This is a genomic window from Dyella dinghuensis, assembly GCF_003977615.1.
Lineage (GTDB): Bacteria > Pseudomonadota > Gammaproteobacteria > Xanthomonadales > Rhodanobacteraceae > Dyella_B > Dyella_B dinghuensis.
Window position 1 is genome coordinate 354,204 of the sequence record NZ_RYZR01000005.1, and the last position, 12,328, is coordinate 366,531.

Annotated in this window: 10 protein-coding genes; 4 read left to right on the forward strand and 6 right to left on the reverse strand. The window is 61.5% G+C overall.

The features are described 5' to 3' along the window. The first annotated feature begins 171 nt into the window (after positions 1 to 171). The 4 genes from EKH79_RS09240 to EKH79_RS09255 all read left to right on the forward strand — a co-directional run bounded on the left by EKH79_RS09240 (position 172) and on the right by EKH79_RS09255 (position 5,461). Positions 172 to 1,545 (forward strand): DegQ family serine endoprotease, encoded by a 1,374-nt coding sequence (locus EKH79_RS09240; RefSeq protein WP_425478485.1) that lies wholly within the window; start codon positions 172 to 174, stop codon positions 1,543 to 1,545. Between the two features lie 203 nt (positions 1,546 to 1,748). Next, on the forward strand, positions 1,749 to 3,149 hold the full coding sequence (locus EKH79_RS09245; RefSeq protein WP_126673502.1) for a LysM peptidoglycan-binding domain-containing protein: 1,401 nt from the start codon (positions 1,749 to 1,751) through the stop codon (positions 3,147 to 3,149). Positions 3,150 to 3,187: 38 nt separating this feature from the next. Continuing rightward, positions 3,188 to 3,889, forward strand: coding sequence for an HAD family hydrolase (locus tag EKH79_RS09250; RefSeq protein ID WP_126673503.1), 702 nt, complete (start codon positions 3,188 to 3,190; stop codon positions 3,887 to 3,889). 192 nt (positions 3,890 to 4,081) lie between these two features. Then, the gene (locus tag EKH79_RS09255; RefSeq protein WP_126673504.1) at positions 4,082 to 5,461 is read left to right on the forward strand and encodes a leucyl aminopeptidase family protein; all 1,380 of its coding nucleotides are present in this window, start codon (positions 4,082 to 4,084) and stop codon (positions 5,459 to 5,461) included. 129 nt (positions 5,462 to 5,590) lie between these two features. On the opposite strand, the gene EKH79_RS09260 is transcribed toward EKH79_RS09255, so the two are convergent. From EKH79_RS09260 to EKH79_RS09285, 6 genes are all read right to left on the reverse strand, one after another. Continuing rightward, positions 5,591 to 6,211, reverse strand: a complete 621-nt coding sequence (locus tag EKH79_RS09260) for a DUF4126 domain-containing protein (RefSeq protein ID WP_199754207.1) — start codon at positions 6,209 to 6,211, stop codon at positions 5,591 to 5,593. A 199-nt stretch (positions 6,212 to 6,410) separates the two neighbouring features. Then, complete coding sequence (locus tag EKH79_RS09265; RefSeq protein ID WP_126673505.1) at positions 6,411 to 8,750, reverse strand: carboxy terminal-processing peptidase; 2,340 nt, start codon at positions 8,748 to 8,750, stop codon at positions 6,411 to 6,413. 10 nt (positions 8,751 to 8,760) lie between these two features. After that, entirely contained in the window at positions 8,761 to 9,768 is a 1,008-nt protein-coding gene (lipA, locus tag EKH79_RS09270) for a lipoyl synthase (protein ID WP_126673506.1), read from the reverse strand. An 8-nt stretch (positions 9,769 to 9,776) separates the two neighbouring features. After that, positions 9,777 to 10,445 (reverse strand): lipoyl(octanoyl) transferase LipB, encoded by a 669-nt coding sequence (lipB, locus tag EKH79_RS09275; protein ID WP_126673507.1) that lies wholly within the window; start codon positions 10,443 to 10,445, stop codon positions 9,777 to 9,779. A gap of 278 nt (positions 10,446 to 10,723) precedes the next feature. Beyond that, complete coding sequence (locus tag EKH79_RS09280) at positions 10,724 to 11,014, reverse strand: YbeD family protein (protein ID WP_126673508.1); 291 nt, start codon at positions 11,012 to 11,014, stop codon at positions 10,724 to 10,726. A 30-nt stretch (positions 11,015 to 11,044) separates the two neighbouring features. Further along, positions 11,045 to 12,271 carry a D-alanyl-D-alanine carboxypeptidase family protein gene (locus EKH79_RS09285; RefSeq protein WP_126673509.1) on the reverse strand — a complete coding sequence of 409 codons (1,227 nt, stop codon included), beginning with the start codon at positions 12,269 to 12,271 and terminating at the stop codon, positions 11,045 to 11,047. Positions 12,272 to 12,328: the final 57 nt, after the last annotated feature.

Genomic DNA, 12,328 nt, shown 5'->3' on the forward strand with positions numbered 1-12,328 from the left:
TGATTGCGGATGGGCGGAAACGTTACCCCCGCGACGGGGCGATGTAAAGTGCTAACTGCGTCGCACTTGCGGGCGCCCCGATTGACGCTGCGCAGGCGCGCTCCGGGAACCGCGCGGGAGGCTTGCGAGTCGAACAGGTCCAACCTTTTTGATCGTTGAGAAGGAGACTTCATGCAACACCGCTTTCTTCGCCGTTCCACGGCTTTTTTCAGCCTCGCGTTGATGGCTGCTTCACCAATGCACGCGTCGGCTGCACTGCCGCCGATCGTGGATGGACAGCCCCTGCCCTCGCTCGCACCGATGCTTCAGAAAGTGACGCCGGCGGTGGTGAACATCTCCACCAAGACGCGTGTACGGGTGAACAACCCGTTCTTCGATGATCCCGTGTTCCGTCAGTTTTTCGGATTGAACGGTTCGCCGCGCGAGCAGGTGGAACAGAGCCTGGGCTCGGGCGTGATCGTGGATGCGGACAAGGGTTACATCCTCACCAACAACCATGTGGTGGGAAATGCGGACGACATCACTGTCACATTGCAGGATGGGCGGAATTTCAAAGGCACGTTGATCGGCACCGATCCGGCAACCGATGTCGCGGTGGTGAAGATCACGCCCGATCATCTGCAGGCGTTGCCGATTGCCGATTCGTCCGCGCTGCGCGTGGGCGATTTTGTGGTGGCCGTGGGCGATCCGTTTGGATTGGGGCAGACGGTGACGTCGGGCATCGTGTCGGCGCTAGGTCGTTCGGGGCTGGGCGGTTCGAGTTTTCAGAATTTCATTCAGACGGATGCGTCGATCAATCCGGGCAATTCCGGCGGCGCGCTGGTGAATCTGCGTGGCGAGCTGATCGGCATCAATTCGATGATCCTGTCGCCGTCGGGCGGCAATGTGGGCATCGGTTTTGCGATACCGACCAAGGTCGCCAGCGATGTGATGCAGCAGTTGATCGCGCACGGCAAGGTCAGCCGCGGCAGCCTGGGCGCGCAGACGCAGGACATCACGCCGAATATCGCCAAGCTGCTTGGGTTGAAAGACAACAACGGTGCGGTGGTGACGCGCGTGACGCCGGGCTCCGCGGCCGATCGTGCGGGGCTTCAGGTGGGCGATGTCGTGACAGCTATCAACGGCACGCCGCTGGATAGCGCCGATCAGCTCAACAATGCCGAAGGTCTGCTTCCTGCGAACAGCACGGTGGCGTTGACGGTACTGCGCGATGGCAAGACGCGAACCGTCAATGCGCAGCTCACGCCGGAGAAAGTAGCGTCGATCGATGCCGGCAAACTCGATCCTCGTCTGGTTGGCGTCACCTTCAGTGATCTGAACGATGCGCAAACGAGTCAGGGCTTGGCAGGCATCGCGGTGACATCGGTGAGCCCCAACAGCCGCGCGGCGCAAGCAGGGCTTTCATCAGGCGATGTGATCGTGGGCATCGGCAATCGCCGCATCAGCAGTCTGCGTGATTTGCAGGGTTTGGCGGTAGCAAAGCCTCGCCAGCTAGTGTTGCTGGTCGCCGCGGGCGATGGGCTTAACTATGTGGTGATTCAGTGAGTTGAGGGACGGAGCGTATAGGCGATATCCGTCGATTCGTTCCGTCTCAATCAACTGTTTGACGCAAATATATGAACGCGCTTGATGTTTTCGCTTGATGTTTTGCCTCCAGGCCGTTGAAATACAGCATCCTGTCACTGTGTGCACGCGGTTTTGACGGCACACTGGCATCATTTCAGCCATTTCGTAGGTCGCGCATTCCTATGCCTGTACGTATTCCACGTCTGCTTTCTGTCGCCCTGATCGGTGCGAGTCTTTCCACCGTCGCACTCGTCGCACTGGCGCAATCACAGTCACTGACCTGGCGCGGCGACGTTGTCACCGGCAACGGCGTGATGAAGGGCATGGCGCAGGCGTGGCAGTCCTCCGGTCATGGCCGCGTCGAGCTGCAACCGTTCAACACGGCATCGGGTCTGGATGCGGTGGCGAGCGGTTCGGCGGATATCGCAGGCAGCGCACGCGGAAGTTCCGGCAACGCGGTCGATAGCGGCCTCACCTTCACGCCGGTGGCGTGGGATGCGCTGGTGTTGGTCACCAGTCCATCGAACCCGGTGAGCAGCCTGACCTTGCAGCAAGTGCACGACATCTACTACGGCAAGATCACCAACTGGAAAGACGTCGGCGGCAACGATTCGCCGATGGACGTGTTCGCCGTAGCCAGCCCCGGCGACGGTGTTGAGTTCAGCCTGCGCAAGCTGGTGTTCGGCCGCGGCAGTCAGCCGGTGGCGGCACCGCGCTTGTATGTGAACACCACGCAGCTGGAAGCATCGGTGGCGCTCGATCCGCGCGCGTTCGGTGTGACGACGCTGTCCAGCGTGGCGGGCAATTCGAAGATCAAGATGATCCGCATCAGCGGTGTTGCACCGAGCGTATCGACCGTGGCAAGCGGTTCGTATCCGTTGTTCACCGAGCTGTACCTGGTGACCAATGCCAGCAGCCCGAATGCAGCGAACGCGAAGGCTTTCGTCGATTTCACGCAGAGCGCAAAGGGTGAATCGGTGCTGCGCTCGCATAGTCTGGTGCCCTATGCCGACGGTGGCGCGTTGACGGCGATGGATTCGTCGCGCCGCAGCCGCATTCTGGCGGAAGTGGGTGCGCACGCCAGCGCCGAACCGACGCAGATCGCCGCAGCCGCCGCGCCGCGCGCAGTGGTTCCGTCCGCTGCCGCAGCAACCGCAGCCGCAGCCGCTGCACGCGCGAATACGCCTAGCCTCGCAGCCGTGGCAGGCGCCGTGGTCGCCGCACCGCAACCGAGCAGCCTGAAGGGTGTGCACGGCGATGCGTTTACCGTTGCCGATGCAACGAGCCATGGCAGCGATTTTGCGAAGGTCACCGCCGATGCCGTCGTGACGTTCGACAAAGTGCCGGTGAACAAGACCAAGGCCAGCAAGACGGCTGAAGCACCGGTCAAGAAATCGGATGTCCGCAAAGTCGCCAGCGCTCCTGCGCCGGCGGCTGCCCGCAGCTACCGCGTGGGTTCCGGCGAGACGCTGTATTCCATCGCGCGCAAGCATGGCGTCGATGTCGCACAGATTCGCAGCTGGAATCACCTGAAAGACAACACGGTCCGCACCGGTCAGGTGCTGCGCATCGAAGCGCGCTGAGCCGTCACGACGCGCCGATCCCTTCCAGGGATGCCCCCATGCGCATCCTCGCACTGACTATCGATCTGGATGACACCCTCTGGCCGGTGATGCCGGCGCTTGAGCGTGCCGATCGCGATCTGGACAACTACCTGCGCCGTCACTATCCGCAGGTCGCCAAGATCTGGCCGATTCCCGCCATGCGTGAACTGCGCGCACGCGTGGCCGCCGAACGCATCGACCTGGCGCACGACTTCACCGCACAGCGTTACCTCACCATGCAACGCGCCTTCGATGCCGCGGGTATCGCCGAGGCACCACTGGATGCGATGTGGGAGATCTACGCCACAGCACGCAACAGCGTGGAGCTGTATCCCGATGCCCTGCCCGCACTGGAAGCCCTGGCCGCCAAGTGGCCGGTGGCCAGTTTGACCAACGGCAATGCGGATCTGGAACGCATCGGTCTGCGCATGCACTTTGCACATCACATCAGTGCACGCGATGCAGGCGTTGCAAAACCGGATGCGCGCATTTTCCTCGCCGCTGCCGAGCAACTCGGTGTAGCGCCCGATCAGATCCTGCATATCGGCGATGATCCCGAGCTGGATGTCGTGGGCGCACGCGACGCAGGCCTGCGCACAGCATGGATCAACCGCCCCGGCCACCCCTGGCCCGGCACATTGGGCGCCAAACCCGATCTCGACCTGCGCGATCTGGCCACGCTAGTGCAGTGGCTCGACGCAAATCACTCCTCAACCTAGCCCCTCTCCCATTGGGAGAGGGGTTGGGGTGAGGGTGCGAACTTGTACAAACCTTCAAAGGTTCGTTCCAAGCCTTTCGTTTGAAAGCCACGCGTCTCGAAAAACGAAGTTTTCTCCAATTCCCACCCCAGAAGCTTTGAACAGTCTTGGAAACGCGCGATCATTCACGCCAAACAACCAAGACCAAAGCGCATGGCCGCACTGACCGAAATCCGCTCCAAACGCTCCGCTCCGACACCGATCGAAGCGACCGACACCGTCCATTTTTCCTCCACGCGCAGACGCCTTACACCCGCGCAGCGCAAATGGGCGGAAGAAACCGGGTTCGATGCGAAGCCCGGCAGCGTGTGTCTGCTAGCCGATACGAACGGCAAGCTGGCGCGCGTGTTAGTGGGCGTGGATCGACAGGATGCACTCGGCGCGCTGGCAGCGTTACCGACGATGCTGCCGGTCGGCGAATACACACTCGATGCCGACAGCGTGCCGCTCGATGCGCAACTCTCTGCGCTGGGTTGGGCCCTGGGTGCGTATCAGTTCACGCGCTATCGCAAAGCCAAACGCGCGCCCGCAACGCTGGCCGTCGACACCGCCACCTTCGAAACGCTCGCGCCACTCGTCAGCGCGACCGCCCTGGTGCGCGATCTGGTCAACACGCCGACCGAGGATATGGGCCCGAAGCAACTGGCCGATGCCGTGAAGCATCTAGGCAAGGTGCACAAGGGCAAGGTGCATGAATGGGTCGGCGAAGAACTGCTGGAAGCGAACTTTCCGACGATCTACACGGTGGGCCGCGCCAGTCATCGTCCGCCGCGATTGATCGAGCTGACGTGGGGCAAGGCATCGCATCCGAAACTCGTCGTGGTCGGTAAGGGCGTGTGCTTCGACACGGGCGGTCTGGATTTGAAACCGTCCGACGGCATGCGCTGGATGAAGAAGGACATGGGCGGTGCGGCACACGCCATCGCGCTGGCTGGATTGATCATGCACGCGAAGTTGCCGGTGCGCCTGACATTGCTGATTCCGGCGGTGGAAAATGCCGTTGCGGGCAACGCAATGCGCCCTGGTGAAGTGGTGGTTACACGCGGCGGTCATAGCGTGGAGATCGACAATACCGACGCCGAAGGCCGTCTGGTGCTATGCGATGCGCTGGCCTACGGTGCGGAGCAGAAGCCCGATCTGATCATCGACTTTGCCACGCTCACGGGTGCGGCACGCGTGGCGCTGGGCCCGGATCTTCCGGCGTTGTTTGCCAATGACGATGCGATTGCGGATACCGCGCTTGCACATGGTCGACAGGTCGCCGACCCGATGTGGCGGCTGCCGTTGTGGCGTCCTTATCGCAAGATGCTCGATTCCTATCTGGCGGATTTCGCTAATGCCGGTCCTTCGCGTCATGCCGGTGCGATTACTGCCGCGCTGTACATGGAACGATTTATTCCCGACGGCATGCCGTGGGTGCATCTGGACACGTATGCGTGGAACGACGGCGATCGTCCTGGCCGTCCGCGCGGTGGTGAGGCGATGGGTTTGCGCGCGATGTTTGCGTTTTTGCAGAGCCGCTATCGCGCGTGATGCACCGATTTTCTCCCTCCCCTGCGTGCAGGGGAGGGCCGGGGTGGGGTTGTCCGAGCTTGCCGCAAGCGTGAAGGCTTCACCCCGCCCCAACCCTCCCCTACTGCACGTAGGGGAGGGAGTTATCGGCTAACGCGTCGCGCCCGTCTCGCGAAATAGCCACGTCCCCATGCTGCGCACACGCTGCACGATCATGCGCAATCCGCGCGCGATCTTCGGCAGCAGCCAACACAGCAGCACCATAAACAGCACCAGCGCGATCAGCAGCACAAGCGGGTGCTGCCACATCAGGTAGAGGATGCCGAACAACGACACGTCCTCGCCCGCGCTTGCCGTCCAATTGCTGATCGGCTCGGGGGATGTGTTGATCAAGGCGCGGCCGCCGGATTTGGCCAGATGCGTACCCGTCACCACGGCACCACCGAGCAACGCAGCGGCAATTTGTTCGTCCATCGGCGAATGCTTGAAGACACCCCACGCCAGCAACGTGCCGACCGGAATGCGGATAAAGGTCTGGAAGGAATCCCACACGCTGTCGAACACGGGAATCTTGTCCGCGAGAAATTCGCCGAGCATCAACACACCCGACGCAATCAGCACCCAGTTGTGGCTGAGTACCACCAGTCCGGATGGCAGATCGACGTAACCGAGACGTCCAAGCAAGCCGGCGATGAACAACGTGGCGTAAAGACGGATACCGCTGGCCCATGCCAGACCGCCGGCCAGCGCCATGTTCGACAACAGGTTCATGCCATACCTCCCTCTTGCGAGCGGTAGCGACCTATTTCGGGTGACGACCTCTTGCCATGCACAGGGTGCTGCGCGCCGTTCGTTTCGACGGTGTGGCGAGGCCAACCATCGTCATCCTCCCCTTAAACCGGTGAGGAGGCAAATGCAAAAAAAAGCAGCGCCGAAGCGCTGCTTTTTCGGTTCATGCGATACCGCAATCTCAATGATTGCCGCTGGATGCCGACTTGGCCGGCGCAGAAGCGTGTGAAGCGTCTGGCGCGGGTGTACTCGAACCACCATCGCCGTTGCCGACGGAGGTTTCAGGTGCTGTCGTCGCATTCGGACCGGCAACCACGGCCAGCGCAGGCTCGCTCTCTTTGCCGCCGTACGGAAGCACCACGGCCGCCAGCTTCGGATTCGCGTTGATCAAGCCCACGGCGTCATACAGCACGTGCGCCGTTTCCTGCAGCTGCGGATCGGGAGCATTCTTGGCCTCTTCCTGTTCCTTCAGTTCGGTGGTGAGGCTGCGCTCGCTCGGGTTGAGACCGTCGTCGAGCTGATCGTTGTCGTCGGACACCGAGTTGTTGCCGTCAATCGTCTTGTGACGCGCACGGAAATCGGCCTGGATGGCGTCGAGCTGTTTGCGTTCGGTTTCACGCTGCGCAAAGTTGAGCGAGATCGTGGTGCGATCGGCCAGCTTCTTGTACTGCGTGAGTTCGTCGAGCATCAGCTGCCATGCGGGAGATTTGGCGGCGCGCGCATCGTGCAACTGCTGCAACTGCGCCAGGTATCCCTTCATGTCGGCGACGGGCTTGTAGTCGGCCGGTGCGATCTGCGTCCACGGCAGGGCGTTGTCGTACGTCGACTCGCCGAAATCCTTCTCGTCGCCGTTGGTCGGATACAGCAGGTCCGGAGTCACGCCACGCAGCTGCGTCGAACCGCCGTTGATGCGGAAGAATTCCTGCACCGTCATCTTCAACGCGCCGAAGTTAGCTTTGCTGTCCGGGTCGGAAGCGAAGCGATCGAGATCGATCAGCGTCTGCACGGTGCCCTTGCCGAAGGTCGGCGTGCCGATGATCAAACCGCGGCCGTAATCCTGGATCGCCGCCGAGAAAATCTCCGACGCCGATGCCGTGCCACGATTGACGAGAACGGCCATCGGACCGCTCCACACCATCGGGGAATCGTCATCCTTGCCCTGCGCCTGGACCGCACCGCCCGCATTGCGCACCTGCACGGTCGGACCCTTGTCGATGAACAGGCCGGTCAGCTCGTTGGCTTCATACAGTGAACCGCCGCCGTTGTTGCGCAGGTCGATGACCACGCCCTGCACGCCTTCGGCCTTGAGTTCGCCCAGCAGCTTGCTGACATCGCGGGTGGCGCTCTTGAAGTTCTTGTCGCCTTCGCTGCGCGCACCGAAGTCGGAATAGAACATCGGCAGTTCGATCACGCCGATCTTGCGGTCGACGCCGTTGTCGTCGATGTCGATAACTTTCTTCTTAGCCGCCTGATCTTCAATGGCGATCTTCTCGCGCACCAACGGAATGATGACGTGCTTGCCATCCGGACCCTGGTCTGCCGGCGCAATTTCCAGGCGCACGGTGGTGTCTTTCTTGCCGCGGATCAGGTTGACCACGTCGTCCAGGCGCCAGCCGACCACGTCGACGATCGGGCCGCTATCGCCCTGACCGACGCCGAGCACGGTGTCGCCCACATGCAACTTGCCGGACTTGATGGCGGGACTGGCGGGCACCAGCGAAGCGATCTGCGTGTAGTCGTCGCGGGCCTGCAACTGCGCACCGATGCCTTCGAGCGAGAGCTTCATCGTGATATCGAAGTTCTCGGCTTCGCGCGGACCCATGTAGTCGGTGTGCGGGTCGGTCGAATTGGCGTACGCCGTCATGAAGGTCTGGAACGCATCTTCACCGTCGAGCTGACGCACGCGGTTGACGTAGCTGCTGTAGCGCTTGTCGAGCGTCTTGCGGATGTCGTCGTCGGTCTTGCCGGCAAGCTTCAGGCGCAGCCAGTCGTTCATCACGCGCTTGCGCCATAGATCGTTGAGCTCGGCCTGGTCTTTCGGCCAGTCGGCGTTCTTGCGATCGATGGTGTAGGTGTCGTTGGTGTTGAAGTCGAAACCCTGCTTCAACAGGCTGCGCGCATAGTTCATGCGATCGACCGCGCGCAGGATGTACTGGTTGAAGATGTCGAACGGCCCAGAGAGGTCCCTGTTCCAGATCGCGTCGTCAAATTTGTCTTTGTATTGCGCGAACTTCGCCATGTCCTGCTGGGTGAAGTAGACCTTCTCGCCATCAAGCAACTTGAAGTACAGCGTGTAGATCTTCTGCGACATCGCATCGTCGAGCGGCTGCGCGTCGTAGTGGAAGCGGGTGAGCAAATGCGCGGAGATCAGCGCGGCATCGGCCTCGGTCGCGTTTGGCTGCAGCGGCAGCGTGGATTCTTTACGCGGCTTGGATGCCCCCATGTCAGCCGCGGATTGCGCGGAAGCTGTCACGGTGACAGTTAAGGCCAACATCAATGCGAGCAAGGGTCGAAAGGTCATGGAGTTCTCTTCAAGCGTGCTCGGTGACACCGGCCGCATGCGCCTGCTGGTCGGCGTGGTAGGAGGACCGCACTAGCGGGCCAGAGGCTACGTGGTGGAAACCCATCGCCTCGCCGGCCTCACGCAGCGATTCGAATTCGTCGGGCGTCCAGTAGCGCACCACGGGATGGTGGTGCGGCGTGGGTTGTAGGTACTGACCGATGGTGACCATTTCCACATCGTGCGCACGCAGGTCGCGCAGCGTTTCGATCACCTGCTCGTAGGTTTCGCCCAGGCCGAGCATGATGCCCGACTTGGTCGGCACATCCGGATGCTGCGCCTTGAAACGCTTGAGCAGGTCGAGCGACCACTGGTAGTCGGCGCCCGGACGCACTTCGCGATACAGATGCGGCACGGTTTCCAGATTGTGGTTGAACACATCCGGCGGAAATTCCTTGAGCACTTCCAGCGCACGTTCCATGCGGCCCTTGCCGCGGAAATCCGGCGTAAGGATTTCGATGCGGATGCTCGGGCTGGCATGACGTACGGCGCGAATGCACGCAGCGAAATGTTCGGCACCGCCATCGCGCAGATCATCGCGATCCACCGAGGTGATGACGACGTACTTCAGGCGCATGTCGGCAATGGTTTCGGCAAGACGCGCCGGTTCGAGCGGATCGGGTGCAGCCGGACGGCCATGTGCGACATCGCAGAACGAACAACGGCGCGTGCACACTTCACCAAGAATCATGAAAGTGGCCGTGCCCTTGCTGAAGCACTCGTGGATGTTCGGGCAGGATGCTTCTTCGCACACCGTCACCAACGCGTTTTCGCGCAGGCGCGCTTTCAGCTGTTGCACCGCGTTGCCTTGCGGCAGACGCACGCGGATCCAGCTCGGCTTGCGCAACGTCGGCACAGCCGTATCGAAGCCCGCGCGATTGAGCGCAATCTTGTCATTGCCAAGCTGCTTCTCAACGGTAGACGTCCCGCTGACGACGCTGATCGGAATGGCTTTGGCGGAAGTGGAGATATCGCTCATGAAATAAGTCAGACCGCCACGCGTGTGGGGAGTTCGGGAGTGACGGGGGCAGCCGGTTCAGCATCGAAGCCGAACTGCCGGCAAAGCTCACCGATCAGCACATCCTCGACGTCCACCAACCGCGACGGACCGCCCAAGTCTAGCACCTGAGTGACTGCCAGGTCCTTGTAACCGCAAGGATTAATGCGATGAAAAGGTTCCAGGTTCATGTTCACATTGAAGGCCAGGCCGTGAAAGCTGCAGCCTCGGCGAACGCGCAATCCGAGGGCCGCGACCTTGGCATCGGCCACGTAGACGCCCGGGGCGCCTTCACGCCGCACCGCTTCGATATTCCAATGCGCCAGCGTATCGATAATCGACTGCTCGATCTTGTTCACCAGCTCGCGCACGCCCACGCCGATGCGGCGCAGGTCGAACAGCGGATAAGCCACGATCTGGCCGGGCCCGTGATAGGTAACCTGGCCGCCGCGATCTACCGGAATCACGGGAATTTCACCTGGTGCGAGCACGTGCTCCATCTTGCCGGCCTGGCCGAGGGTAAAGACGGGGTCGTGTTCGAGAATCCAGAGCTCATCGACCGTGGTAGCGGTGCGGTTGTCGGTAAAGGCGCTCATCGACCGCCAGACCGGCTCATAAGGTTGGCGGCCCAGGCGGCGGATTTTCAGCGGGTGGGACATGGCGGAGCCTGCAAGGTATTGGGGCAATCTGAGGCCGCGATCGGGCGCTTACAAGTGAAGGAAGTCGTGCGGAAGGGGCTTTTCCGTGGGAAATGTCCGCCTACCGGAGGCGCCGTGCTCGCCCCGCTTTTGCTCGTCATTCCAGCGCAGGCTGGAATCCAGTGACTGTAGGGTTTAGCCAAAGCGAAAAAAGTAATGCGTGCTTCGCACGAGTATTTCACTGGAGCCCAGCCTTCGCTGGGATGACGTGGCGGGCTTCGTTAAAGGATACGTTTCAATTACAACGTGTACCGAATATCCGGATCAGCCCGCAGCGCCGCATGCGCCGCGTCGTACTGCTCACGCGATTCGCAGCGAAAACTCACCGTCACCGAGAGAAAGTTGCCTTCCCGCGATGGCCGGTGCCGCACGGTTTCGTGCAGCACGTGCAAACCGATACCTTCGAGGATCTCCGGCACGCGGGCTTTCAGATCCGCGCTGGCGTTACCCATCGCGGTGATTTCGAATTCGCCCGGAAACTGAAAACCCTGGCCTTCCTGCGCCGGCTTGATCTCGCCCAGGTCTTTCATCGGCTTTCTCCGCTCACTCGATTGCGTTGATCACTTCTTGCCGCTGCCGTGAAACCACAACAGGATGCTGTCCCACAGACGCTTGAAGAAGCCGCCCTGCGGCGCATCGTTCAAGGCGATCAGCGGCACGTCTTCGATCGGCTGACCATCTTCGGTGACATGCAGCGTGCCGACCTGCTGACCCTTCTTGTATGGCGCAATCAGCGTGGACGGAATGTCCATGGTCGCTTTCAGCTTGTCGTAGTCGCCGGTCTTCACCGTCACGAGCACGTCTTCGGCAACGCCGAGTGGCAGCTGGTTGTCTTCACCCTTCCACAGGCGCGGCGAGGTGAGCGCCTTGCTCGCTTCGTAAAGCTTGTGGGTTTCGAAGAAACGGAAGCCGTAGTTGAGCAGCGCGATCGCCGAATCGGCACGCGCTTTTTCGCTGCTGGAGCCCATCACGATGGCAATCATGCGCTGATCGCCGCGCTTGGCGGAGGCGTCGAGACAGAAGCCGGCTTCCGCGGTGTGGCCGGTTTTTACGCCATCCACCGTGGGATCGCGCCACAGCAGCGTGTTGCGATTGCCCTGCTTGATGCCGTTCCACTCGAATTCCTTGATCGCGGAAATCGCGTAGTCATCCGGATAGTCGTGAATCAGCGCGCGCGTGAGAATCGCGACATCGTGCGCGGTAGTGAAGTGATTGTCGGCCGGATAGCCCGACGCATTCACGAAGTGGCTATTCACCATGCCGAGCTGTTTGGCATAGGCGTTCATCAGGTTGGCGAAGGTGTCTTCGGAACCTGCCGTGTGCTCGGCGAGCGCGATGGCCGAATCGTTGCCCGACTGGATGATCATGCCGTACAGCAGATCCTTCAGATCGACCTGGCTGTTGAGCTTGAGGAAGCTCGTCGAGCCGTCCGTGCCGGCACCGCCTGCGCGCCACGCGTGTTCACTGATCATGACCTGATCGGTGAGGTGAATCTTGCCCGAGGCGATCTCCGCGGAGACAACGTAGTCCGTCATCACCTTGGTGATCGAAGCGGGCACCACTCGCACGTCTGGGTCTTTCGACGCCAGGATCTGGCCCGTGGCGTAATCCATCAGCACCCAGCTCTTGGCATCGACATCCGGCGGCGGCGGCACCGGCGTCGGCACGGCCACCGGAGCAGGCACATTCGGCGTGGGCTTGGGTGGGGTCTGCTGGGCGATGGCGCCGACGGCGAACGCGAGGGTTGCGACGGCGAGAATGGGCAGAGAACGGCGGAACAGATTCATCGTGGGCTTACATCCATTTGCTTGGATTATCGGCGCGCTCGGCGCCACTACATGGGG